23 protein-coding genes are annotated in these 25,437 nt (G+C 66.2%); 10 read left to right on the forward strand and 13 right to left on the reverse strand.

Annotation, left to right across the window (positions count from 1 at the left end):
* The first annotated feature begins 27 nt into the window (after positions 1-27).
* The 5 genes from ACLMAJ_RS25005 (at position 28) to ACLMAJ_RS25025 (ending at position 5,824) form a co-directional block, all read left to right on the forward strand.
* Positions 28-1,842, forward strand: a complete 1,815-nt coding sequence (locus ACLMAJ_RS25005) for a nitrite/sulfite reductase (protein ID WP_412016262.1) — start codon at positions 28-30, stop codon at positions 1,840-1,842.
* 30 nt (positions 1,843-1,872) lie between these two features.
* Entirely contained in the window at positions 1,873-2,619 is a 747-nt protein-coding gene (locus ACLMAJ_RS25010) for a phosphoadenylyl-sulfate reductase (RefSeq protein ID WP_412016263.1), read from the forward strand.
* Positions 2,598-3,578, forward strand: a complete 981-nt coding sequence (cysD, locus tag ACLMAJ_RS25015) for a sulfate adenylyltransferase subunit CysD (protein WP_412016264.1) — start codon at positions 2,598-2,600, stop codon at positions 3,576-3,578. Before ACLMAJ_RS25010 ends, cysD begins: the two co-directional genes overlap by 22 nt.
* A gap of 1 nt (position 3,579) precedes the next feature.
* Positions 3,580-4,875: a sulfate adenylyltransferase subunit 1 gene (locus tag ACLMAJ_RS25020; protein WP_412016265.1), complete on the forward strand. Its 1,296-nt coding sequence runs from the start codon at positions 3,580-3,582 to the stop codon at positions 4,873-4,875.
* Positions 4,876-5,080: 205 nt separating this feature from the next.
* Entirely contained in the window at positions 5,081-5,824 is a 744-nt protein-coding gene (locus tag ACLMAJ_RS25025) for a sirohydrochlorin chelatase (protein WP_412016435.1), read from the forward strand.
* Between the two features lie 219 nt (positions 5,825-6,043).
* Here the strand turns inward: ACLMAJ_RS25025 and ACLMAJ_RS25030 are convergent, their stop codons facing one another.
* Positions 6,044-6,703, reverse strand: a complete 660-nt coding sequence (locus ACLMAJ_RS25030; protein WP_412016266.1) for a TetR/AcrR family transcriptional regulator — start codon at positions 6,701-6,703, stop codon at positions 6,044-6,046.
* A 106-nt stretch (positions 6,704-6,809) separates the two neighbouring features.
* Here ACLMAJ_RS25030 and ACLMAJ_RS25035 point away from each other — a divergent pair, with 106 nt between their 5' ends.
* Both ACLMAJ_RS25035 and ACLMAJ_RS25040 read left to right on the forward strand, forming a co-directional pair.
* Entirely contained in the window at positions 6,810-8,216 is a 1,407-nt protein-coding gene (locus ACLMAJ_RS25035) for an MFS transporter (protein WP_412016267.1), read from the forward strand.
* 73 nt (positions 8,217-8,289) lie between these two features.
* Positions 8,290-8,988, forward strand: a complete 699-nt coding sequence (locus ACLMAJ_RS25040) for an SGNH/GDSL hydrolase family protein (protein WP_412016268.1) — start codon at positions 8,290-8,292, stop codon at positions 8,986-8,988.
* A 101-nt stretch (positions 8,989-9,089) separates the two neighbouring features.
* On the opposite strand, the gene ACLMAJ_RS25045 is transcribed toward ACLMAJ_RS25040, so the two are convergent.
* Together ACLMAJ_RS25045 and ACLMAJ_RS25050 are read right to left on the reverse strand one after the other, a co-directional pair.
* Positions 9,090-9,512, reverse strand: a complete 423-nt coding sequence (locus ACLMAJ_RS25045; protein WP_412016269.1) for a hypothetical protein — start codon at positions 9,510-9,512, stop codon at positions 9,090-9,092.
* A 222-nt stretch (positions 9,513-9,734) separates the two neighbouring features.
* On the reverse strand, positions 9,735-10,676 hold the full coding sequence (locus ACLMAJ_RS25050; protein ID WP_412016270.1) for a helix-turn-helix transcriptional regulator: 942 nt from the start codon (positions 10,674-10,676) through the stop codon (positions 9,735-9,737).
* Between the two features lie 97 nt (positions 10,677-10,773).
* Here ACLMAJ_RS25050 and ACLMAJ_RS25055 point away from each other — a divergent pair, with 97 nt between their 5' ends.
* Complete coding sequence (locus ACLMAJ_RS25055) at positions 10,774-11,178, forward strand: VOC family protein (RefSeq protein ID WP_412016271.1); 405 nt, start codon at positions 10,774-10,776, stop codon at positions 11,176-11,178.
* 47 nt (positions 11,179-11,225) lie between these two features.
* On the opposite strand, the gene ACLMAJ_RS25060 is transcribed toward ACLMAJ_RS25055, so the two are convergent.
* Positions 11,226-12,074, reverse strand: a complete 849-nt coding sequence (locus tag ACLMAJ_RS25060; RefSeq protein WP_412016272.1) for an HAD hydrolase family protein — start codon at positions 12,072-12,074, stop codon at positions 11,226-11,228.
* A gap of 53 nt (positions 12,075-12,127) precedes the next feature.
* Complete coding sequence (locus ACLMAJ_RS25065; protein ID WP_412016273.1) at positions 12,128-14,341, reverse strand: Hsp70 family protein; 2,214 nt, start codon at positions 14,339-14,341, stop codon at positions 12,128-12,130.
* 578 nt (positions 14,342-14,919) lie between these two features.
* Here ACLMAJ_RS25065 and ACLMAJ_RS25070 point away from each other — a divergent pair.
* Positions 14,920-15,681 (forward strand): SDR family NAD(P)-dependent oxidoreductase, encoded by a 762-nt coding sequence (locus tag ACLMAJ_RS25070; RefSeq protein WP_412016274.1) that lies wholly within the window; start codon positions 14,920-14,922, stop codon positions 15,679-15,681.
* Positions 15,682-15,816: 135 nt separating this feature from the next.
* On the opposite strand, the gene ACLMAJ_RS25075 is transcribed toward ACLMAJ_RS25070, so the two are convergent.
* From ACLMAJ_RS25075 to ACLMAJ_RS25110, 8 genes are all read right to left on the reverse strand, one after another.
* Positions 15,817-17,454, reverse strand: a complete 1,638-nt coding sequence (locus ACLMAJ_RS25075) for an FAD-dependent oxidoreductase (RefSeq protein ID WP_412016275.1) — start codon at positions 17,452-17,454, stop codon at positions 15,817-15,819.
* Between the two features lies 1 nt (position 17,455).
* Positions 17,456-18,460, reverse strand: a complete 1,005-nt coding sequence (locus ACLMAJ_RS25080) for an AurF N-oxygenase family protein (protein ID WP_412016436.1) — start codon at positions 18,458-18,460, stop codon at positions 17,456-17,458.
* A 140-nt stretch (positions 18,461-18,600) separates the two neighbouring features.
* Positions 18,601-19,758, reverse strand: coding sequence for an Hsp70 family protein (locus ACLMAJ_RS25085; RefSeq protein ID WP_412016276.1), 1,158 nt, complete (start codon positions 19,756-19,758; stop codon positions 18,601-18,603).
* Between the two features lie 358 nt (positions 19,759-20,116).
* Positions 20,117-21,112 (reverse strand): sulfate/molybdate ABC transporter ATP-binding protein, encoded by a 996-nt coding sequence (locus ACLMAJ_RS25090; protein ID WP_412016277.1) that lies wholly within the window; start codon positions 21,110-21,112, stop codon positions 20,117-20,119.
* Positions 21,113-21,134: 22 nt separating this feature from the next.
* A complete protein-coding gene (cysW, locus tag ACLMAJ_RS25095; protein WP_412016278.1) occupies positions 21,135-21,941 on the reverse strand; it encodes a sulfate ABC transporter permease subunit CysW in 807 nt (268 codons plus the stop codon).
* Positions 21,938-22,777, reverse strand: coding sequence for a sulfate ABC transporter permease subunit CysT (cysT, locus tag ACLMAJ_RS25100; RefSeq protein WP_412016437.1), 840 nt, complete (start codon positions 22,775-22,777; stop codon positions 21,938-21,940). The genes cysW and cysT overlap by 4 nt, the downstream gene beginning before the upstream one ends.
* A gap of 107 nt (positions 22,778-22,884) precedes the next feature.
* Positions 22,885-23,931 carry a sulfate ABC transporter substrate-binding protein gene (locus ACLMAJ_RS25105; protein WP_412016279.1) on the reverse strand — a complete coding sequence of 349 codons (1,047 nt, stop codon included), beginning with the start codon at positions 23,929-23,931 and terminating at the stop codon, positions 22,885-22,887.
* Between the two features lie 201 nt (positions 23,932-24,132).
* On the reverse strand, positions 24,133-24,222 hold the full coding sequence (locus tag ACLMAJ_RS25110; protein ID WP_328410605.1) for an Ms4533A family Cys-rich leader peptide: 90 nt from the start codon (positions 24,220-24,222) through the stop codon (positions 24,133-24,135).
* 61 nt (positions 24,223-24,283) lie between these two features.
* Here ACLMAJ_RS25110 and ACLMAJ_RS25115 point away from each other — a divergent pair, with 61 nt between their 5' ends.
* On the forward strand, positions 24,284-25,360 hold the full coding sequence (locus tag ACLMAJ_RS25115; protein ID WP_412016280.1) for a M48 family metallopeptidase: 1,077 nt from the start codon (positions 24,284-24,286) through the stop codon (positions 25,358-25,360).
* Positions 25,361-25,437 lie beyond the last annotated feature (77 nt).

Genomic DNA, 25,437 nt, shown 5'->3' on the forward strand with positions numbered 1-25,437 from the left:
GTTCACTCACCCCGCAGGAGCGACCCCATGACGTCGAGCACCGACGCCGGTCCGACCGATCAGCCTTCGCCCGAATCCAGGCCCGGGCATCACACCCGCCCCGACCGTCCTGCCTCCGAGCGACGCGTCCGACCCGACCGTCCCCGCACCGAGGCGGCCGCAGCCGCGCCGCGCGCCCGCACCGGTAAGCCCGTCCGCCGCAAGGCCGAGGGCCAGTGGGCCCTCGGCTATCGCGAGCCGCTGAACCCGAACGAGCAGTCCAAGAAAGACGACAACCCACTCAACGTCCGGGCCCGGATCGAGAACATCTACTCGAAGCAGGGCTTCGACAGCATCGACAAGGGCGATCTGCGTGGCCGGTTCCGCTGGTGGGGTCTCTACACCCAGCGCGAACAGGGTTATGACGGCAGCTGGACCGGCGACGAGAACATCGACATTCTCGAGGCCAAGTACTTCATGATGCGCATCCGCTGCGACGGCGGTGCGCTCACCGTCGATCAGTTGCGCACGCTCGGCCAGATCTCCACCGAGTTCGGCCGCGACACCGCCGATCTGTCCGACCGCGAGAACGTCCAGTACCACTGGATCGAGGTCGAGAACGTCCCGGAGATCTGGAAGCGGATCGAGGCAGTCGGGCTGAAGACCACCGAGGCGTGCGGGGACTGCCCGCGCGTGGTGCTCGGTTCGCCGCTGGCCGGTGAGTCGCTGGACGAGATCATCGACCCGACCTCCGCGATCGACGAGATCGTGCGCCGCTACATCGGCAAGCCCGAGTACTCCAACCTGCCGCGCAAGTTCAAGACCGCGATCTCGGGCCAGCAGGATGTGGTGCACGAGATCAACGACGTCGCCTTCGTCGGCGTGCACCATCCCGAGCACGGCCCCGGCCTCGACCTGTGGGTCGGCGGCGGTCTCTCGACGAACCCGATGCTTGCCCAGCGCGTCGGCGCATGGGTGCCGCTCGACGAGGTGCCGGATGTGTGGGAAGCGGTTGTCTCGCTGTACCGCGACTACGGCTACCGTCGCCTGCGCACCAAGGCCAGGCTGAAGTTCCTGATCAAGGACTGGGGCATCGAGAAGTTCCGCCAGGTGCTCGAGGACGAGTATCTGAAGCGCAAGCTGATCGACGGTCCGGCGCCGGAGCAGCCGACCACGCCGATCGACCACGTCGGTGTGCAGAAGCTGCGCAACGGGCTCAACGCGGTCGGCTTCTCCCCCATCGCGGGCCGGGTGTCCGGCACCATCCTGACCCAGGTCGCCGAGGCGGCTGCCAAGGTCGGCTCGGATCGTGTCCGGTTCACCCCGTACCAGAAACTGATCGTGCTCGATGTCGCCGACGACAAGGTCGACGAGCTCATCGATGAGCTGGCACCGATCGGCCTGCAAGCCCGTCCGTCGCTGTGGCGGCGAAACCTGATGGCGTGCTCCGGTATCGAGTTCTGCAAGCTTTCCTTCGCCGAGACCCGCAAGCGGTCCCAGGTGCTGGTACCCGAGCTCGAAGAGCGGCTCGCCGATCTCAATGCGCAGCTCGACGTTCCGGTGACCATCAACATCAACGGCTGCCCGAACTCGTGCGCGCGCTCGCAGATCGCCGACATCGGGTTCAAGGGTCAGCTCATCGATGACGGCAGCGGGAATCACGTCGAGGGTTTCCAGGTTCACCTCGGTGGCAGCCTCGGATTCGACAGTGCGTTCGGTCGTAAGTTGCGCCAGCACAAGGTGACCAGCGTCGAACTCGGTGACTACATCGAGCGGGTCGTGCGCAATTTCATCAAGCACCGCGCGGACGGCGAACGGTTCGCGGTATGGGCGGTTCGCGCCGACGAGGCCGACCTCAAGTGATGAGCGACGGATCGGTACGGGAGATCTGATATGACAACACAGTTGGTCGACAAGCTGTCCGAGGACGACCTGCGCGCGATCGCCGAGCGCGGGGCCGCGGAGCTCGACGGCGCTGCTGCCGCGGAGCTGCTGCGGTGGACCGAGGACAACTTCGGCACCGGGTCCAGCGGCGCCCAGGGCGATCGTGCGGGCTATATCGTCGCCTCGAATATGCAGGATGGTGCGCTGGTTCACCTTGCCGCACAGGTTCGTTCGGGTGTGGACGTGCTGTTCCTCGATACCGGTTACCACTTCGCCGAAACCATCGGCACCCGTGACGCGGTCGAGGCCGTCTACGGCGTGAACGTGATCAATGTGCGGCCCGAGCATTCGGTGAGCGAACAGGATCAGCTGCTCGGCAAGGATCTCTTCGCGCGCGACGCGGCCGAATGCTGCCGCCTGCGCAAGGTTGTCCCATTGAAGCGTTCGCTCGGCGGCTACAACGCCTGGGTCACCGGTATCCGCAGGGTGGAATCACCGACTCGGGCCAACGCGCCGCTCATCTCGTTCGACGAGGCGTTCGGCCTTGTGAAGATCAATCCGATCGCCGCCTGGTCCGACGAGGAGATGCATGCCTACATCGAACAGCACGGCATCCTCGTCAATCCCCTGGTGGAAGAGGGATATCCGTCCATCGGCTGCGCTCCGTGCACACGGAAGCCGGAGCCGGGTTCCGATCCGCGAAGCGGCCGCTGGGCCGGCCTCGCCAAGACCGAATGCGGGTTGCATCAGTCATGACCGAAACCATCGTGGGTGAATTTGTGAACGAATCATCGAACACCGCCGAACGGGCACTCGGGATCACCGAATTCGACACCCTCGCGGCGCTCGAATCCGAATCGATCCACATCTTCCGTGAGGTGGCAGGCGAATTCGAGCGGCCGGTGATCCTCTTCTCCGGCGGCAAGGACTCGACGGTGCTGCTGCATCTGGCGCTGAAGGCCTTCTGGCCCGCACCGCTGCCGTTCGCGCTGCTGCACGTCGACACCGGGCACAACCTGCCGGAGGTGCTGGAGTTCCGCGACAAGATCGTCGAGAAGTACGGCCTGCGGTTGCATGTCGCGAAGGTCGAGGACTACCTCGCCGACGGACGGCTGGCCGAACGCCCCGACGGTATCCGCAACCCACTACAGACCGTCCCGCTGCTCGACGGCATCGCCGAGCACCGCTTCGACGCGGTATTCGGCGGCGGCCGCCGCGATGAGGAGCGCTCCCGCGCCAAGGAGCGAATCTTCTCGCTGCGCAACGCTTTCGGACAGTGGGACCCCAAGCGGCAGCGCCCCGAGCTGTGGAACCTGTACAACGGGCGGCACGCGCCCGGCGAGCATGTGCGGGTGTTCCCGCTGAGCAACTGGACCGAGCTCGACATCTGGCGCTACATCGCGCGCGAGGATATCGACCTCGCGAGCATCTACTACACCCACGAACGCCCGGTGTACCAGCGCGACGGCATGTGGATGACACCCGGCGTGTGGGGCGGCCCGCGCGACGGCGAGTCGCTGGAGACCCGTTCGGTGCGCTACCGCACCGTCGGTGACGGCTCCAGCACCGGCGCAATTCTTTCCGAGGCAGCCGACAACGCGGCGATCCTCGCCGAGGTGGCCGCCTCCCGACTGACCGAACGCGGTGCGACACGTGGTGACGACCGGGTCTCGGAAGCCGCGATGGAAGACCGCAAGCGAGAGGGTTATTTCTGATATGTCCGACCTATTGAGGCTGGCCACCGCCGGTTCTGTCGACGACGGCAAGTCCACCTTGGTCGGACGCCTGCTCTACGACACGAAGTCCGTGCTCGCCGATCAGATCGACGCCGTCACCCGCGCGTCGGTGGACAAGGGTCTGTCCACCCCGGATCTTTCGCTGCTCGTGGACGGGTTGCGTGCGGAACGTGAGCAGGGCATCACCATCGATGTCGCCTACCGCTACTTCGCTACGCCGCGGCGGTCTTTCGTGCTCGCGGACACTCCAGGGCACGTGCAGTACACCCGCAATACGGTGTCCGGTGCGTCCACCGCGCAACTGGTGATCCTGCTCGTGGATGCCCGCAAGGGCGTCATCGAGCAGACCCGCCGCCACGCCGCGGTGCTCGCGCTGCTCGGGGTGCCCAAGCTGGTGCTCGCGGTGAACAAGATCGACCTCGTCGACGACGCCGCGACCGTCTTCGCCGAGATCTCCGCCGAGTTCAACCAGCTCACCAGCACACTCGGGTGGCCGAGCGAGGACGTGCAGGAGATTCCGGTGTCCGCGCTGAACGGCGACAATGTCGCCACCCGCTCGGCGAACACCCCGTACTACGACGGGCCTTCGCTGATCGAGCACCTGGAATCGGTTCCGGTGGATGCCGACAGCTCGGGCGCGCATTCGCTCGGTTTGCGTTTCCCCGTGCAGTACGTGATCCGGCCGCGCACCGCCGAGTACCCCGACTACCGCGGCTACGCGGGCCAGATCGCGGCGGGCTCGGTCTCTCCCGGCGACGAAATCGTGGTGCTGCCTTCGGGTATCCGCTCCACGGTCGAGCGGGTCGACACCCCCGACGGTGAGCTCGCGGTGGCACAGACCGGGCGCAGCGTGACGCTGATCCTCGCCGATAACGTGGACATCTCCCGCGGTGACGTCATCGCGTCGGTCGCCGATGCCCCCGAGCCGATCGACGCCTTCGATGCGACCGTGTGCTGGTTGGGCGACAAACCGCTGCACGCAGGCGCCCGGTTGCTGCTCAAGCACGGCACCCGCACCACACAAGCCATCGTCGGCGCCCTGCTCGAGCGCTTCGACGAGCAGCGCCTGATCGCGGCCCCGGACCCGGAGTCGCTGGAGCTCAACGACATCGGCCGTATCTCGGTGCGCGTCGCAGAGCCCATCGCGGCCGACGATTACCTGGTGAACCGGCACACCGGTAGCTTCCTGCTCATCGACCCCGCGGGCGGCAACACTCTGGCCGCCGGTCTGGTCGGCGACGTGCTTTCGGCCGTCGAGGTCGGAAGCGCAGTCTGATATGCGGTCCGCGCCAGCACTTTTCGCCGCCGCGCCGGCGCGGACCCGGATGCCCACAGTCGCACCGGCACCGACCTCGGCAGGCCGGATATTCTCGTCAACCGCAACCGCGCCCACTCCGGCGGCGGTCCGGAAGACAGCAGCGGTGCGGCCCGCACTGATCGCCGTCGCCCACGGTAGCCGCGACCCGCGCTCGGCCGCGACGATGTCCGATGTCGTTGCGCTGATCTCCGCCGCTCGCCCGGATCTCGATGTGCGGCTGGCCTTCCTCGACCTGAGCGCACCCTCTGTCGAGCAGGTAGTCGATGCCATTGCCGCACAGGGACACACACACGCGGTCGTGGTTCCCCTGCTGCTCGGCAGCGCCTTCCACGCCCGAATCGACCTGCCGGCCCTCCTGGCCACCGCCCGCACCCGCCACCCCCACCTGCACCTGACCCAAGCCGACGTACTGGCCCCCGACCACCGCCTCATCGCCGCGCTCCGCGACCGAGCACTGGAGGCTCTCGCCTCAGGCGATGAACGGTCGGCGAGTGGCGCTCGGCTACGGCGCATCGCGAGAGACGCTCACGATGGTGTGCCACTCGGGGGCACGGAGCCGATCGGAATTGCGGTGGCGGCGGTGGGGTCGTCGTCGGAGGCGGCGAATTCGCGGACGGGATGGGTGGCACGACAGCTTGCCGCGGCTACCGGATGGCGGACCGAAATCTGCTTCGCCACAACCGAACCCAGTGTCACCGAAGCTGTTTCGCGGCTGCGGGCGCGTGGCGCCGGTCGCATCCTGGTAGCACCCTGGTTCCTGGCCCCCGGCCTGCTCACCGACCGGCTGGCGGCAGGTGCACCCGGTCTCACGCACGCCAGGGTCATCGGCTCGCACCCTGCCCTGGCCGACATCGTGTGGAACCGCTACGACGCGGCACTCGCTGCCACGCTGACCCTCTCGGCCTGAGCCCTCTCGGCCCGAGCCTTGCCGCCCGAGCCCAGGCCAACGTCGATATTCACCGATATCGCGCCGAGCGCCCTGGGACGGACGATCACGCTCGGGGCGGATCTCGCGGTCGCCTGGTGACGCTCACCGTGCGCAAGGACGGCGAGCCGGTCACCGATCTACAGCCCTACCTCGCCGCATTCGGCCACCTCGTAGTGCTGCGAGCGGGCGACCAACTCCTTACCCGCGGGCCGGGGCCTCTCCCAGCAGGCCGTCGACGATGGCTCGTGCCGTCGCGACGCCCCAGCCGTCGCCCATCTGCTGGGCGGTGTTGGCGGCGCTTACTACCGCCTCGATCTCGAAGGCGACGACATCGGCATTGCGTTCACCGAGGCAACCCTGCTCTTGGGCTCGCCGAATCTCCGTGGCCAGGAACGCGAGCCAGTCTCGGCGGTCCTCGATGATGGCGTCGCGGACGGGGCCCGGCTTGCTGTCGAATTCGGAGATGGTCGCGACACGGAAGCAACCGCCGGGGAAAGTCGGGTCGGTGATGTGATCGAACCACCGGTCGATCAAGACACGCAGGCGATCGTGGCCCCGCGGCTGCGCCATGCTCGGCGCGATGACCCGCTCGATGAACGCCTCGCGAGCGGACTTCACGGCGGCGACCTGTAGTGCCTCTTTGGTGCCGAACAGGGTCGCGATACCGCTTTTACTCAGGCCGAGATCGGTGGCGAGCCTGCCGATACTGACTCCGGTCAACCCTTCCACCGAGGCAACGTCCGCGGCATGCCTGGCGATCGATGCCCTGGCCCGCGCGCCTTTGGCCAGGCGCTGATCGGTTCCGGGCTGCGGCTCGCTTCCGGGCTGCGGCGCGGGAGAGGTTGTCGACTCGGCCATGGGGTCCATTGTTCCACCTCGGGTTGCAAATGCGGACGCACGGTCGTACGTTAATTACACGAACGATCGTACTCTTTGTTTGCACCTCCCGCTGAAGGATCGCCCCATGACCGAAGTCTCCGCGCGGATCGAAAATCCGCCGACAACGAACGCCGCCGCACGCACCCTCCTGATCGCCTGCGGCGCGGCGTTCATCGCCTTCCTCGACCTCTCCGTCGTCAACATCGCCTTCCCCTCCATCGCCCGCGACTTCCCCAGCGTCCCGACCACCACGTTGACCTGGATCGTCAGCGGCTACGCTGTCGCATTCGCCGCCCTGCTCACCCCGGCGGGACGGTTCGCGGACACTCTCGGCAGGCGCAAGCTCTTCTTGATCGCGATGGCCGGGTTCGCACTGACCTCACTGCTGTGCGGACTCGCGCCGAGCGCGAACTGGCTGATCGCCGGTCGCCTATTGCAGGGCGCGACGGCGGCACTCATGGTGCCGTCCGCGCTCGGACTCGTACTCAGCGTCACCCCGCGCGAACGGATCGGCGCGGCGATCGGGGCCTGGTCTGCCGCAGGCGGATTCGCCGCGGTTGTCGGTCCCGCGATCGGCGGTGCGCTGGTCGAGGCCTTCGGCTGGCGCTCGGTATTCATGATCAACATTCCGGTCGCGATCTTGCTCATGGTGCCCGGTCTGCGCATTCCGGTGCCCGACACACGGCAGCCGGGCAGCGCCATGCCCGACCCGCTCGGCACCATCGCCCTCGCACTCGGGCTCGGCGGCCTTGTCGCAGGCGTCACCGAGGGACAACGGTGGGGTTGGACCGCACCGGCCACCTTGATCGCGCTGATCGGCGGCACTGTGCTGATGATCGCCGCGCTGTTCCGCTCGACCCACCACCGTAATCCCGCCATTGCCGTGCAGCTGTGGCAGAGCAGACCGTACGCGCTGGCCAACGCGTCGTCGTTCGTATTCGGTGCGACCATGTTCGCCTGGCTGTTGACGGGACCGCTTTTCCTGGACGCGATGTGGCAGTACTCGGTGCTCGGATCGGCGGGCGCGTTGACCGTCGGCGGGGTTACCTCGATGGTGACCGCGACCGTCGCCGGTCGTATCACCTCGCCCGTGACCCGCCGCATGGTCGGTGTGCTCGGCGCGCTGATGTACACCGCGTCCACCGCGTGGATGAGTACCGATACGTTCGGTTCGCTACCGGCGCTGTGGTCGGCCTGGATCCCCGCGGGAGTGCTCGGTGGCGGCGGCGTCGGGATCGTCGTCACGGTGCTCGGCACGGCGGCGGCGAGTTCCCTTCCACCGCAACAGTTCGCCGCCGGCATCGGAATGAACCTGACCGCGCGACAGGTCGGCGGCGCGCTGGGTATCGCGGTGCTCGCCGCCGTGTTCGCGGCACATCCCGGTGATCCACTCGGCGGGTTCCACACCGTGTTCGCAGTCTGCGCGGGCATCGGGGTCGCGGCGGCACTGCTCATCGCGATACCCGGTCGCACCCCTGCTGCCACATCGTAGGAACGGATATGCCCCACAACAGCATTCGCCCTCGGGACGCTACCGACAATCGCAGCGAGTTCAGGGAGTTACCGTGACCGACAACGATATTCGTACCGAAGCCAACGATCCGATGGTGCTGCCCCCTGAGGAAGCGCACCGTCTGGTTGCCGGTGCACCCTGGCAGCGATACGCGGTGCTCGGGGATTCGATAGCGCGGGGCGTCGGTGATCCGAGCCCCGGTTATGCGCGGACAGGGTGGGCCGACCGCGTCGCGGCGACGCTCTCGTCATCGAATCCCGCTCTGGCATATCTGAATACCGGCCGAATCGGTGCGACCACCGCACAGCTGCGCACCGAGCAGTTGTGGCAGGTCCTGGATTTCGAGCCCGACCTGGTGCACGTCAATTGCGGCGGCAACGATTTGTTCCTACCGGGCGGCAATCTCGACGATTTGCGCACGAACCTCGACGCACTGTTCGGCGCGCTGGCCCGCAGCGGCGCGCAGATCTGCACCTTCACGCTGGCCGATGTGTGGGAGGTCGAACGAATGCTGCCGATGCGTCCGATGCGGGACCGGATGTCCGCGCTCAATGATATTGTTCGCGAATTGGCCGGACGCTATGACGCGATCCTGGTGGAATTCTGGGACCATCCGGTGCGGCGGCGGCCCGATCTGATGAGCGCCGATCTCATTCATTTCACAACCAGCGGATACGCCGTGGTCGCCAGCGAAATGGTACGGGCACTGCACAATCACCTGTCCGCACGTGCCGAGGAGCCCGCACACTGAATCCCCCGCGGCGTTCCTCCCCTCGAATACCGCCCCTCGACAACTCTGGGCCGTGCCGGACATTTCCTTCCGACACGGCCCAGAGTTCATTCACCCTTGAATCAGGGCAGCACCTGCGGCACCATCTCCGGCGCGAGCGCACCGACGAGCAGACCGATTACAGCGCCCCACAACGCACCGCTCAACGCACCGCTGATCGCGCACGGGATCGCGCCGACGATGAAAGCCGGCAGGCACGCGACACCCGCGAGGACTCCTGAGCCCGCGGCTCCGGCCAGGGCACCGCCCGCGGCGCCGTTCGCCAGCGGATCATGGTTGACCGCATCCGGATTGGTCGCGATCACCTCGAGTGGGATCCCGGCTGCCACCGGTGCGACAACCGGCTCGGCGACCAGCAGCACGACTGGGGCGGGCGCCTGGGCGACCTGCACCGGCTCGGCCGCGGCAACGCCCGCGACGGTGACCGCGACAGCCAACGGCATCGCCGCGGCAACCAACTTGTTCACAAAGGTCCGACGGACCATGTCTTTCTCGTTTCTCCCCGACCCCGATATGAAATCGAACGTCTACGAATTGCTATTCGGCTCAGGATGATCCGAACAGCTCAAAGTAGCGGACGCCTGTTCAGATTTCAAACGTTCTGCCGCAACTCTTTTCGATGCCGAGATGAAGCTGAACACAATGCTTCCCACGGAATTCCGAAATTGATGATTCGATGTGAATGACTCAATTTGACGGTCGGCGATTCACGTTCTATATCGATCCACGAGTTCGGTACCGAGTACCGCCAACTCGTCGCGCACCGATTGTGGGGTGAGCACTTCTATTTCGGCGCCCCAGCCCGCCAACTGCTGGGCGATCATGCGAGGCGTCGGTGCGGTGACACGGACCTGGATGCGACCGTCCTCGATCGGGCCGTCCACCTCACAGTGCCTGCCTTGCTGATGACGCAGCACGGGCAGCAAGCGCGCCGCGATCAACGCGGTCGCGGAAGTGGCCGCGCGGCGCTGCTCCATTTCGCCGACCACCTCGCCCCATGCCTCGGCGAGGTCGAAATCAGCTGGGCGATGGGCTGTTTCCTCGGTGACCACCGCATCGACGATGCGCTCGACACGGAAGGTGCGCTTACCGCGATCGGTGCCCGCGATGAGGTACCAGATACCGTCCTTGTCGACAAGGCCCCACGGATCGACGAGCCGCTGCGTTCGTTCGCCCTTGCGCTCGTAGTCCAAGCGGACTTTGCGGCGTTCGACGACGGCCCGCTGCAACGCGGTGACCATGGCCGGGCGCGCCGGATCGTGCGCACCCCAGCGCGCGGGGTCGATGACTACCGCATCGGCCGCCGCCTGCGCATCGGTGCGGAAAGTCTGCGGCAGTGCGCGCACCAGCTTGCGCAGCGCCGACTTCAGCTCGGGCACCGCGCTCGCCGAGGGGCCCGCCAGTAGGAACAGCGCCCGCGCCTCGGGTTCGGTGAGACCGCTGAGATCGGTGCGTGCGCCGCCGATCAAGGACCAACCGCCGCCGCGACCGGCTTGCGGGTACACCGGAACCCCCGCAGCCGAAAGCGCTTCCAGGTCACGGCGCGCGGTGGCGACCGAGACCTCGAGCTCCTCGGCGATCGCCGCCGCCGTCACCCGTCCGCGCGCCTGCATCAACAGCAGGGTCGCCACCAATCTGTCCGCTCGCATGTTTTTCATTCTGCCAATAAAAGTGCTCATTCGGTGAGCACTTTAGGCCGGATGATGGTTTCTACAAGCAGACGAACACCGACGAAGGAGATCCGAAATGTTCCGTGGAATGGCAACCGTGACCTACTGGGCCGAAGACTTCGAAGGCGCGAAGGACTGGTACACCGAACTGCTCGGCGTCGAGCCCTACTTCCAAGTGCCCGGTGCCTACTACGAGTTCCGGATCGGCGATTACCACCACGAACTCGGCATCCTCAACCGCCAGTTCGCACCGGAGGGCGCGCCCGTCGAGCCGGGCGGCGAGGTGCTCTACTGGGCCGTCGACGACCTCCAGGCCGCACTGGACCGGCTGATGGAGTTGGGCGCGAAGGAGTACCAGCCGATACGCGAGCTCACGCAGGGCTTCGCGGTCGCCTCGGTGGTCGACCCCTTCGGCAATGTGCTCGGCGTGATGCGCAACCCGCATTACCTGGAGGTACTCGCCAAGACCGGGCCCGCGTAACCGGCCACTGGCGTAACGGTGCGGAAACGGTAGGTACACGCCGAATGTCAGGCCCGGAACCATCTTTCGAGGATCCGGGCTACACCGTCTTCTATGACGTCGTCGGCGATTTCATCGGCGAGTTGTCGAACCTCTTCGGGTGCGTTCGCCATCGCCACGGAATGTCCGGCCCAGCGCAGCATTTCGCGATCGTTGTAGCCGTCGCCGATGGCGAGGGTGGCTTCGAGGGGGATGCCGAGCGCGGTGCGCAGGCGTTCCAGTGCCCAGCCTTTCGAGACACCTCGGCGCGAGACCGTAAGCCACGGACCGAATTCGCCGTGCACCCAGCTCGCACCGGGCACCCGAAGCGAGCTGAGCAGATGCAGCATTTCCTCCAGGGAGCCCTCCGGCCACCAGCCGTTCAGGCGCGGTGTCGGCTCACTGCTCAATTCGCCGTCGTCGACGAGCAGGTATTCACCGATGGAGAACTCGCCTGGGCTGATGCCGGTCGCCCAGGTGCCGATGCCGACCTTCTCCACGGCGAAGATCATGTCCGGGAACAGCCCGCGCAACGCGGCGACTGCGGGCGCGGGGTCGAACGCTTGGATGGCAACGGGCTCTCCCCTCGCAACATCGATGTGGACCGCACCGTTGGAGCACAGCGCGTGCCCTTCGGTCAGGCCGATCTGCTCCAGCACGGGACGCGTTGTCAACAATGTCCGCCCGGTCGTCACCACCACATGCGCGCCCGCCACGACGGCTGCCCGCACCGCATCGGCCACCCGCTCGGTGACCGGCGATCCCGTCCGCAACAACGTGCCGTCCACATCCAGCGCGATCAGCTGGGGTCCCCCGACTACAACCACCCGCTCATTGTGCAACGGCGCGATGTTGTCCGTCTTCCGATCGTCGATCACCCGACTTCCACGCGCAGCCGGGCTGTTCGTGCCGAGCTCCGGTGGTGGGCTGCTCAACGGCCGCGGGCACCGCCGCCGAAACCTCCGGAGCCACCAGCCGCACCGGAGTGGCCGGAGGAGGCGCCACCCGAGGAGAACCCGCCCGAAGCTCCGGGTGAGGACGCACCGGACGAGGAAGCCCCTCCGCCGAAGGCGCCTCCCGCGGCGGCTCCGCCGGACGACGCACCGCCCAACGCAGCTCCGCCAGAAGACATTCCACCAGGTGACGTGCCTGCTGAAGCACCACCTGAGCTTGCGCCACCAGAGGATGCACCACCGGAGCCGCCCGACAACGCACCACCCGAACCGCCGGACATGTCACCAGTCGACACACCACCCGAACCGCCGGACGCACCACCTGACAACGCACCACCCGAACCGCCGGACGCACCACCTGACAACGCACCACCCGAACCACCGGACATGTCACCAGTCGACGCGCCAACCGAACCGCCGGACGTGCCGCCAGAGAACACACCACCCGAACCACCCGAACCACCCGAACCACCCGAACCACCCGAACCACCGGAGCCGCCGGAGCCGCCGGACGAGGTTCCACCGTGGGAAGCGCCGCCTGACGTCCCGCCGTCCGAGGTCGCACCGCCCGGCGTCGCACCGGCGGGGCTGCCGCCGGAAGCCGCACCGCCGGAGGATGTTTCACCCGATGCACCACCGGAAGTGGGAGTATCGGTGGTACCGCCCCGGGATGGGGTGTCGGTAGCTCCGCTGGCCGGGGTTCCCGTGCCGGGGGCCGCCGGAGTACCGGGGGCCGAAGTACCAGGGGCCGAAGTACCAGGGGCCGAAGTACCAGGGGCCGAAGTACCAGGGGCCGGAGTACCGGGGGCCGGGGCAGGGGTCTTGCCGGGAAAGTTGGGAGGAAAGCTGATGCGGGGGATAACAGGGTATGTCCGAGGGAGGTTCAGTGCGGATGCGGCGCCGAAGGGCAGCGGGTTGAGAAATTGCGCCGGGTTGGCATAGGTGCCGAATCTGGATTGCGCTGTGTCGCAGCAGGATCGCGGCTCCTGGTGGAACCGGGAGCGCGAGCCGGATTCGGCAATGGTCGGGCCGAATCGAGTCGACCGGGAGGCGGGCTCGATGACGCGGCCGGATACGGGACGGCTGTAGGCGACGGACTGGAATGCCGCTCCCCCCGCTCTCCAGAGGTTGTCGAGTTCGGCGGCACCGCTGGGTTCGTACAGGAGGGCGTCGGCCGGGATATTGATGCCGGGCAATCGGTCGAGCACCGGCGATAGTCCGCCATCGATCGGCCCACCGAACACCGTCACCGCCGACACTGCGATCGCGGAAGCGACCGCGGCGCTGGAGAACACCGTCGGATGCGGTACGAAATGCTTGCCTGTGACGGCGGGGACCATAGTGCGCGCGGCGTAGTGGGCGGCGCCGGTGGCGACGATTTGACCGGGGTCGGCCGACACCACCACGGGGCGGCCGAGTTCGGCGAGTGTCCGTGCGACCTCCGCCGGCCGAGCGGCGCCGCCGACCAGCAGGACACGTTCGATATCGGAGAGGGTGAGACCGGTCGAGCGCACACATGCCCGCACCACGTCGAAAGAGTCCCGGATGTGTTCGGTGCGTAACCCGTCGATGTCGACGATCGACGTCATCGAGAGCGATCCGGACCGGCCGGGAGCGACGCCATGCGCGTAGCGCGCGATCATCGACCCGAGCGGGCGACCACCGAAGTCGTAGGAGCGCATGGGATTTCCGACCATCGGGTGGTCTCCCCAGTCCGGCCCGACCCGGACAACCGTGACATCGAGACAGGTGCCACCGAGGTCGTAGACCAGCACGAAGCCCGGCTGCAACGGGCCGTGCTCCCGCTCGAGCCACTCCGCCGCCGCCACCGGCTCGGGTACGAGCGCAACGTCCCTCGCTCCGGCAAGGTCCATCGCTTGGCGCAGCAACGAGACCTGTTTGCCGGAATACACTGCCGGATAGGTCGTTACCGCACCCGCGATCGGCTCGACCGCCTCGATCAGGCCGTTCACCACCGCGGCAACCAGATTGGCGGACGACCAGAGCTGACCGCCGACGATCACCGGCTCCGGATCTCGCGCCAGATCCGCGAAATCGCTTACCGCCATGCTGAATTGGGGAATCCCGCCAATTCGGATGCCGCCCGCGCTGTCGAACGTCACCGCCGAACGTCGAGTGCGCACCGACGGCCGAGAGCGTTCCACGCTCACCGAGGCCGATACGGAGTTCACTGAACCGATGCTGAAGCCCACGCTTGTAGTCATTCGCTATCCCGTCAACGCACCGTGACCACGTCCATCACATAGGAGATCCATGTGGCCGCGGTCGTCTTCCAAACAGCTCCCACAGGTTAGCTGCCTACCGGCCAGTACGGATGCCTAATTGATATGAAAAATTTTGTTTCCATTGGCAATTCAAGATTTTGCCAGGTCACAGCGGTTACACGAGCGCGATTCAGCCCCCTGGACGCGGCGATTCGACTGCGGTAAGACAGATTCCGCTACTCCACAGCGATCTGACCGCGCCATCGAAACGCATTAGAACCACCGATTCACAGCCACCGCGCAAACTCGGACAACGCACACCGACCGGTCGGTAACCAAATCGTTGCCAGTGCTATGCATTTCATGGCACGCGCGTGCCATTCATTCAAATATGACACGTCAAATGTGACGGCCGTTTTCCGCCAGTGATGCTACGGCGCCTCGGCTTGACTGAGTACAGCGATGAGGTGCACGGCCGGAGGAAGTTCCGGCCGACGACTTCGTCCGAAGTGGAAAATGCAAGGACTAGAAGGGAATTGAAGACTATGTCTACACGGTTCGCGGAAAAGGTCGTGCTGATCACCGGCGCGAGCTCGGGTGTCGGCAAGGCGGTCGCGCTGCGTGTCGCCGCCGAAGGTGCCGCGGTGGTGCTCGGAGCACGTGGCAAGGACGCGGGCGAACAGGTCGCCGACGAGATCCGTGCGGCGGGCGGCAGGGCGCTGTTCGTACCGACCGATGTCACCGTCGAGGAGGACGTGTCCCGGCTGACCTCGGCCGCAGTGGCCGAGTTCGGGCGCTTGGATGCAGCCTTCAACAACGCGGGCGCGCTCAACACCTTCGGTCCGATCTCCGACATCGATGAGTCGGGCTGGCGCGCCGATATCGAGCTCAACCTGAGCAGCGTGTTCTACGGTCTGCGCCACCAGGTTCCCGCGCTGGCCGCATCCGGCGGCGGCGCGATCCTGAACAACGCGTCGAACCTCGGGGTGGTGGGCATGGGTCAGGTCGCACCGTACGTGGCGGCCAAGCACGGCGTGGTCGGGCTGACCCGCGCGGTGGCGCTGGAGGCGGCGGCCCAGGGTGTGCGAGTGAATGCGATCGCCTCCGGTGCGATCGACACGCCCGCGTTCCGCAACTCCATGGGTGCGACGCCGGAAGGCGAAGCGGCCATCGCCGCGCTGCATCCCCTCGGCAGGATCAGCACGCCCGAGGAGATCGCGTCGTTCTGCGCATACCTGCTCAGTGATGAGGCAAGCTTCATCACCGGCGCCGCACTCGCCATCGACGGTGGGTTCACGGCTCAGTAAGGGCCGCTGCATAGATAGGCGCGGCACCTCGGCTTCGAGCACGCCCTCATCGCGTGACCGAAGCCGAGGTGCCGACGACTGCCCTCGGACCCTACCGCCTCACCGGGCGGGTTGTGTTCGGTCGTCGACCCTCGATCAGGCGCGAGCCAGCAGGCGGCGGATCGGTCCGGGTCGCATTGCCGCACCCGTCGCACGGGCCGCAGGCTGGCGGTTTCGCACCAGGCGGTCGAATTCTTTTGCACTGCTACGAGGATCGGGCAGGCGACCGGCATTGAAGTCGTCGGCGAGTTGCTGCACCGTCTCCTGCGCACAGGACTTGTTGGTACCGATGAAGCCGGTGGGGCCGCGCTTGATCCAGCCGGTGACGTAGGAGCCCGGCAGCACCGAACCGCCGGACTCTCGCAGGACGCGACCGTTCAGATTCGGGATCACCGCGGCCTGATCGTCGAATGGCAGGCCCGGCAGCGCAACACCGCGGTAGCCCACCGAGGTGAGCACCAATCCGGCGTCGAGCCGCTCGGTCTCTCCCGTCGCGACGGCACGGGTCCGGCCGTCCGGGTCGGTGACGAGTTCGTTGCGAGCGACCTCGATACCGGATACCTCTTCGGTACCGAGAATCTCGGTCGGGGCGGCCAGGTAACGGAAGACGATCCGCTTGCGGGCGGCGCTGGCCCTTTCGAGCGACCTGCGAGCAGTCGCTGTGCTGACCCTTTCGAGCGACCTGCGAGCAGTCGCTACGTCGCGCAGCAGCCTCAGCTTCTGCTCGACCTGGTAGGGCAGGCCCTCGACCGGTTCGGGCAGCTCGCCCTCGATCGTGATATCGACGTCGGCACCGAGCAGACCGACGAATTCCGGGACGGTGAAGGCGGATTCGGCAGGGCCACGCCGGCCGAGGATGACGACCTCCTCGACCTTGCTGTGCCGCAACGCTCGCAACGCGTATGGCGCGATATCCGTGCCGGCCAATGACTCCGGATCACTGGTCAGGATGCGTGCGACATCGAGCGCCACATTGCCATTGCCGACGATGACGACCCGCCGCTTCGACAGGTCGAAGGTGTCGCCCGCGTGATCGGGATGCCCGTTGTACCATGCGACGAAGTCGGTGGCGGAGACATTGCCCGCCAAGCCCTCGCCGGGAATGCCGAGCTTGCGGTCCGAGGACGCGCCGACCGCGTAGATCACCGCGTGGAAGTGCCCGAGCAGCTCGTCATGCGAAATATGCTTGCCCACTTCGACATTCAGGTACGACCCGAAACCCGGCTGCGCCGATACAACGTCGAAGAGCTCGCTGACCTGCCTGGTCTTGTCGTGGTCCGGCGCGACGCCGTGCCGTGCGAGCCCATAGGGCACCGGCAGGCGTTCGAAGACGGTCACCGACACACGCGCCTGGGTCAATAGCTCGTCGGCCGCGTACATCGCCGAGGGCCCCGACCCGACGATCGCCACCCGCAGTGGCTGCCGTTCGGTATGGATCTCGGCCGCGGGTACCGGCTTCGCGAGCAGCGGACGCGGGCGCGCCTGCCGGTAGAAGTCGGCGTTGATCTCGATGAACGGGATCTGCTCATCGGTCAGCTTCTTCGAGGAGGTGATGGCGTCGACGGGGCACGCGCTGGCACACGCACCGCAGTCCACGCACGCCTTCGGGTCCACGTACAGCATGTCCGCTGTCAGGAAGTCCGGTTCATCGGGCGTGGGGTGGATGCAGTTGACCGGGCAGGCGTACACGCAGGACGCGTCGCTGCAACAGGATTGGGTGACGACGTAGGGCACCTCAGCCGGCCTTGACCGCGCGCAGCGGCTCCGAACGGTAGCGGGTGGTGTGGCCGTCGATCTTCAGCAGCTTCCAGACCGCCTTGGAGATCGGATTCATCAGGCCGATGTCCTTCGCCAGGGTGCGCACGTCAGCGAAGTAGTCGCTGAAGACCTGCTTGGCTTCCTTGGAGCCGTAGAACAGGTCCTTGCGGACCGACTCCGGGATGTCGAACTCCTTGAAGAACGCCTTGGGCGGCGTCGCGATCGAACGACCGAGTATCCACATGACGATCGGCATCGCGACCGAAAGTACCAGCTTGGCGGCCGGATTCGCATCGGGCACATGCTTCTTCAGGAACTCGTGCGCGAAGGAGATGTGGCGTGCTTCCTCGGCGACGTGAATAGCCATCACACCGAGCATGATCGGGTGCACCTCTTCGCCGGAGCGCAGGATCGCCTTCTGGATGTGGTCGATCGGCTCTTCGCCCGCCAGCACCGCCATGAAGAAGAGGTTCGGGAACAGCGCGGCCACCGGAGCGCCGACGTACCTGAACTTCCGGACCAGCGGGCCCATGCCGGGCACGTCGATGCCGATCCGGTTGACCATCTCCTGGAACATCAGGGTGTGGTTGTGCTCCTCGATCATTTCGTGGGAGCAGTAGCGGAATTCGGGCGAACCGTTGGGCAGACTGAAGTTGTGTGTCGCCATGCCGCTGATGAGGATCGACTCGAACTGTAGACCGACCTTGGCTATATTCGCCTGGCGGTACTTGCCGATCGCGATCTTCTCCGCGTCGGAGAGCGCGAGATACCACGGATGACGCGCGACGGTGTCGCCGGAGACCGGGAGAATCCACCGCTCTTCACCGACGTCGGCCGCATAGTCGGGGTTGTCCCAGTCGATGTCCTCGAACGGGTCGAAATGCTTATTGACCGAACCTTCGGAGAGCAGCAGTAACTTCGCTGCGTATTCCTGCGCCTTCTCCAGATCGGGATCGACTGCGGGCGTCACGGCTGCAGACATCGTCGTCACTGCCTCTCCTGATGGGACCATTTATATGTTTCCCATGGTTACACCAACGGAGGGCGCAGTCAACCCGGCACATACTCGGTGTACCCCGCGGCGAGCCGGACACCCGCCGCCGATGCCACTGTCCCCCCGCGTTATCGCACCCCGAGCTGCGATAACCCGGCGACCACCGAATCCGCGGGCAAGACGAGCGCGAGCGCGACCGCGACCGCGGACATCCCCGCCGCGATGGCGACCTTCGTCAACCTGCGCCGGGTCCGCCGCGACAACAACAAGGCCTTTGTCGTCGCCCTGCGGTGCGCCCCACGATGCTTACGTCCGTGCTGACCGCCCGCCGCTTCCTCGACAGCCGCGGCCGACCTGCGCGCCATGATCGCGGCTCCGTCGGCGATCGTGCGCTCGGGATCCGGCGCCGTGATCACCGGGCGCGCCAACTGGGCGGCGAGCACCTGGGAGACCTCGACCGGCCGCGCGGCGCCGCCGACGACCAGGACACAATCCACATCGGCCATCGTGACATCGGCCATGCCGAGACAGCGGTACACCAGTTCCAGCGAGCGGCGCACATGCTCGGTGCGCAATTCGTCGGCGGTGGCGCCGGTGACGCCACCCGACAACGAGGCCATGGCCTGGCCGCGCCCGGCCCGCTCGGCGACCAGCGCGCCGAAGGCTCGGCCGCCGAACTTCGGCGAGCGCAGCGGCACACCGACGATCGGATTGTTCGGACAGCCCGCGCCGACGCGGACCAGCGTGACATCGAGGGTGGAACCGCCTAGGTCGTAGATCAGCGCAAGCCCGGGCATCATCGGGCCACGTTCGGCTTCCAGCCAGGTCGCCGCGGCGACCGGTTCGGCGACGAGCGCCACGTCCCCGAGACCGACGGCGTCGAGTGACGCCCGCAGATCGGCCACCTGATCGATGGCGTAGCCCGCCGGGTGCGTCAGCGCGATTCCCGCGTCGACCGCACGCCGATCGCGCCGCGCCTCGGTGATCAGGCACTCGGCGACTATCGCAACCAGGTCGGAAGGCGACAGTGCGCGATGGCCGACCCTGGCCTGGATGGAGGTGCGCTGCGTGAGATCGGCGAATTCGGTGATGGCGCGACCGTGCCGCGGAATTATGCCGACCCGCGCCATTCCGGTGCTGTCGAAGGTGAGGGTGGTGCGACGGGTAATGGCCGGCGAGCGCTCGGCGGCGGAGCGTCGCCCCGGTGGAGCCTTGGCCGAACCTTCCTCCGCCAGAGCGGAAACCGTGTTCACCGTGCCGACGCTCAAACCGAGACCAACCGCCATCGCAATCCCACCTGATCGCCGAGCCGATTTGCTTCGAACCCCATCAACGCAACCACTCGGCGATCCGCCTGCCAACCACCGGACACACAATTGTCCGGGTGCCGCCTGCACTGATACCGGTCGCATGACGGAAGGATCGATCGCCGTTAACCTGGCACGCGGCGCCGAACGGTCTGCCTATAGCCGGATTTCCTTACGGCGCGGCGAAATTCGAGAATGCCTGTCCGCAGGTAGCCAGCCCCTAGCAGACCGTCCAGTTGGGCACAGCTCCACGTTCCCGCATGCGGCGACCCGGGCAGCAGCACAGTTCCGGCAACGACACAGCATCGATTCAGCTACCAATTCCGGCTGAATCTCCCTACACCACAGGCAATTCCGGGATGCGAGTGGCACGGGCGAACACTGTCTCCCCCTCGTTGAGGTGCAGCGCCTCGGCATCGCCGCGGGTCACCTGGGCAGCGAACAGATCGCCGGTGGCGGCGTTTCGCAGCTCGACACGCACCTCGAAGCCGAGATGCACAACACGTTCGACGGTCGCGCGGGTGACGCCCGCTGATTGCGCGGTGCCCTCGTGCGCGGCAAGTGCCATGCTCGAGTCACGACCGACACGAATGTCATGCGGGCGAACCAGATGTCCGTTGAGCCTGGCCACCGCGCCGAGGAACGACATAACGAATTCGTTGGCGGGACGGTCGTAGACGTCTTCGGGGCTGCCGACCTGCTCGATGCGGCCCTTGTTCATCACCGCGATCCGGTCGGCCACATCGAGCGCCTCCTCCTGATCGTGGGTGACGAGCACGGTGGTCACGTGAACCTCCTCGTGCAACCGGCGCAACCAGGTGCGGAGGTCCGCGCGGACCTTCGCGTCCAGCGCACCGAACGGCTCGTCGAGCAGCAGCACCTGCGGGTCGACGGCCAGCGCGCGAGCCAGTGCCATGCGCTGGCGCTGACCGCCCGACAGCTGTGCGGGGTAGCGGTGCTGGAAGCCGTCGAGGCCGACGATGCCGAGCAGCTCGTCGACCCGGCTGGCGATCTCGTTCTTGGGGCGTTTGCGGATTTTCAGCCCGAACGCCACGTTGTCGCGCACCGTCATGTGCTTGAACGCGGCGTAGTGCTGGAAAACGAACCCGATATCGCGCTTCTGCGGCGCGACCCTGGTGACGTCGCGTCCAGCGATGACGACGATTCCGGAGTCGAGCGATTCCAGGCCCGCGATGGAGCGAAGCAGCGTGGACTTGCCCGAACCGGACGGCCCGAGCAGTGCGGTCAGCTCGCCGGAGGGGATATCGATGGTGACATCGTCGAGGGCAGCGAACGAACCGTAGTTCTTCTTCGCGTTGGTCACGGTAATCATGGGTGGCCTCCGGCAAGGGTGATCACTTGGTGCCCCGCTTACGTTCGAGGAGGGTCATCAGCAGCAGGACGACGAGCGCGATGCCCATCAGCAGGGTGGCGGCGGCATATGCGCCGAAGGTGTTGTGGTCGTTGATGTATCGGCCGTGCACGAGCAGGGTCAGTGTCTGCGACTTGCCGGGCAGCGCGGAGGACACCATGATCACGGCACCGAATTCGCCGAGCGCGCGGGCGACGGTGAGCACAACGCCGTATGTCAGGCCCCAGCGGATCGCGGGCAGCGTGATGCGCCAGAACGTCTGCCACCGGGACGCGCCGAGGGTGGCCGCGGCCTGCTCCTGATCGTCACCGATCTCATGAAGCACCGGTTCGACCTCACGCACCACGAACGGCAGCGTGACGAAGATGGTGGCGATCACCATGCCTGGCAGGTTGAAGATCACCTTCAAGCCCGCGTCTTCCAACCCGCCGAACCATCCGTTGGCGCCCCACAGCAGGATCAGTGCGACGCCGACGACCACCGGCGAGACGGCGAAGGGCAGATCGACAATGCCCTGCACCAGGGTGCGGCCGGGAAATTTGCCGCGTACCAGCGCGAGGGCGGTGACGATGCCGAAGACGACGTTCACCGGCACCACGATCGCCACGATGATGATCGACAGCTGGAAGGCCGAGATCGCGGCGGGCGTGGTGATCGAGTCGATGAACGTGCCGATGCCCTTTTCGAAGGTGCGCCACAGGATGATGATCAGCGGCAGCACCAGCAGGATCAGCAGATAGCCCAATGCGATGGTCCGCAGTGAAATGCGGGTCAGCGGGGAAAGTTTCATCGAGCGGCCTGTTCCTTGCGCGCACTGCGTTCGGCAAGCAGCCGCAGCACGAACAGCGTCGCGAACGAGATGAGCAGCAGCGCGACCGACACCGCCGCAGCGTTCACCGGCCGGTCGATCTCGATCTGCTTCTGGATGTACTGCGAGGCCATTTCGGTCTTGCGCGGAATCGCGCCGCCGATCAACACCACCGAACCGTATTCGCCGATGGCTCGGGCGAAGGCGAGGCCGCCACCGCTGATTATGGCGGGCGCGAGGGTAGGCAGCACGACCCGTCGGAAGGTGGTCCAGTTGTCTGCGCCGAGGGACAGCGCGGCTTGCTCGACCTCGCGGTCGGCCTCGATGAGCACCGGCTGGACCGAGCGAACCACGAACGGCAGCGTGACGAACGCCAGCGCCACGATCAGGCCGGGCTGAGTGGCATTGAGGTGGATATCGACCGGACTCTGCGGCCCGTAGAGCGACAGCAGCACGATGCTCGCCACGATGGTCGGCAGCGCGAACGGCAGGTCGATGAGCGCGTTGACGATGCCCTTGCCCGGAAAGTCGTCGCGCACGAGCACCCACGCGATCAACGTGCCCATCGCAACATTGATCACCGCGACCACCACCGACACCAGGACGGTGATGCGCAGCGAGTCGAGGGCCGCGGGTGCGGTGATCGCGTCCCAGAAGCCGGACCAGCCGTCGTCGAAGGACGTGACGGTGAGCGCGGCAAGCGGCAGCAGCACGATGATGCTGAGCCACAGCACGGCGGTGGCGATGCCGAGCGGACCGACCGAACCGGTGACCCGCAGCCACGACCAGTTGAAGCGCGCAGGCGCCGCGGCAGGCACTTTTGTGCCCGCCTCTTCGGAAACGCCGGAACCGGGCGCTGGCCCGGTTCCGGTGTTGCTGCTTTTTGTCACAGTTTCGAGTATCCCGTGTGGCTCAGGTCACCTGGCTACTTGGTGGCCTTGTCGTAGATCACCGCGACGGAGCCGGTGTTCGCGGTGAACAGTTCCTTGTCCACGGTCTTCCAGCCGCCGAGGTCGGCGATGGTCCACAGCTTCTGCGGGGTCGGGAAGTCCTTGGCGTAGTCGGCGGCGATCTTGGGATCGACAGGGCGGAAACCGGCCGAGGCCCACGCCTTCTGGCCCTCGGTGGTGTACAGGAAGTCGCGGAAGGCGGCGGCCTTCTCCAGGTTCTTGCTGTTCTTCAGCACCGCGACCGGGTTCTCGATCTTGAAGGTGGTCGGCGGGACGGTGTGCTCGATCGGGTCGCCATTGCGCTCGGAGAAGATGGCCTCGTTCTCGTAGCTCAGCAGCACGTCACCGGTGCCCTGCAGGAAGGTCTCGGTGGCCTCGCGACCGGACTTCGGCTGCACTTTCACGTGCTCCTTGGAGATGAGCTGGCCCAGGTAGTCCAGGCCCGCCTGCGGGTTCTTGCCGCCATCGCTCTTGGCCGCGTACGGGGCGAGCAGGTTCCACTTGGCCGAGCCGGAGCTGAACGGATTCGGGGTGACCACCTCGACGCCAGGCTTCAGCAGGTCGTCCCAGTCCTTGATGCCCTTGGGATTGCCCTTGCGTACCACGATCGCGACCACCGAACCGAAGGGAATTCCCTTGGTGGCGTCGGCATTCCAGCTCGCGTCGACAAGGCCCGCGTCGACGAGGCGGGTGATGTCGGGCTCCACCGAGAAGTTCACGATATCGGCCTCCGCGCCGTCCTTGACCTTGCGCGACTGATCGCCCGAGGCACCATAGGACCCGTTGACCTGGATGTTCTTGCCCTGCTCGGTCTTGTTGAACTCCGGGACCACCTTGTCGAAGCCTGGCTTGGGCACGGCGTAGGCGAACAGATTGAGGGTGCCGCCGCTACCGTCGGAGCCGCTACCCCCGACCGTGTCGCTGGCTCCACCGCCGCAAGCGGTGAGCGCAACCGCCGCGATCGCGGTGAGCGCGGCGGCGGCATAGCGTCGGCGCGGCGAGAGCCAAGATTTGCGAGACATCAGGGGTGGGCCTTTCCTGCGAACCGTCACTGCCGGCACGGCGATCGATGACGGAGGAGATGATGCTGATCGGTAGACCTGCCGCGAGAGCTGCGGCAGTGGCGCGACATCGGCCTGAACGGCCGCCGGGATTCGGACACATCCACGAAAGGTGCGTGCCAGTCTATGAGGAAACGACGTGCAGAGGTGTCCTGTTGCCGATCAACGACAGTGAATGTCGGCGACGTCGAGGTTACCGACAGCGATCAACGCCAATTCATGGCGGACCAGCGGGACGGCACTCGAAGACACGGGCAGACTGTAGCAGAGCAAAGTTACTAGTTCGAATGCAGGAAGACGGGGGTTTCATCCCATGACTACCAGCCCGGATCGGGTCCGCACCCGGCTACCAGGCATCAGTACCCGAGCTTGGGAGCACCCGGCCGACCGCACCGCCCTGGTGACATTGCGGTCGCTGTCCGGATTCGATGTGGTGCTGCGCACGCTGTCGGGGTTGCTACAGGAACGCCAGCACCGGTTGCTTTACCTGGCGACCGCCGTCCGGGTCGATGAGCGCCAGTTCCGTTCACTGCACCAATTGCGCGAGGACTGCGTCGAGATCCTCGACGCCCGCACAACGCCCGAGATGTTCGTCTTACAGAGCCCGCACGTCAACGCGTTCACCATAGGCATGGACACCCCGTTCATCGTGCTGACCACCGGACTCATCGACCTGATGGACACCGAAGAGCTGCGCTTCATCGTCGGCCACGAACTCGGCCACGCACTGTCGGGCCACGCGGTATACCGCACCATGCTCATGCACCTACTGCGCCTGACCGCGAGCATCGGCTGGATGCCGGTGGGCGGCTGGGCATTACGTGCCATTGTGGCCGCGCTGATGGAGTGGAGTCGCAAATCCGAGCTCTCCGGCGACAGGGCCGGGCTGCTGTGCGGCCAGGATGTCGAAGCTTCTGTGCGAGTACACATGAAGACCGCGGGCGGCACCTGGATCAAGGAAATGAACCACGGTGCGTTCCTTGCCCAGGCCGACGATTACGAACGCTCCGGCGACCTGCGTGACGGCGTGCTGAAACTGCTCAACCTGGAGTTGCAGAGCCACCCGTTCTCAGTACTGCGCGCCGCCGAACTGCGCCGCTGGATCCAATCCGGCGACTACGACCGCGTCCTGGCGGGCGAATACCCCCGCCGCGAACACGACAAGAACACCAGAATCAGCGACGAAATGAAGGAAGCCGCCCGCACCTACCGGCAGAACTTCGACCAATCCGAGGACCCGCTCATTCGCACCGTCCGCAACCTCGGCAAGGACGTAGGTTCCGCGGTGAATACGGTCGGCCACGAAGTCGGCGAAACCGTCTCGAAGATCGGCAAACGATTCAACGACTGGCGCACCGGCGACCGAGACGACCCACCACCTACCAAATAAATGGTCAGCGGGTGAACAGCCAGGCGACGACGACCAGGACGAGGAGGGCGACGAGGGCGAGTTGGACGCGGGAGCGG

Origin of the sequence: Nocardia arseniciresistens (genome assembly GCF_046764875.1) — a bacterium.
GTDB lineage: Bacteria > Actinomycetota > Actinomycetes > Mycobacteriales > Mycobacteriaceae > Nocardia > Nocardia arseniciresistens.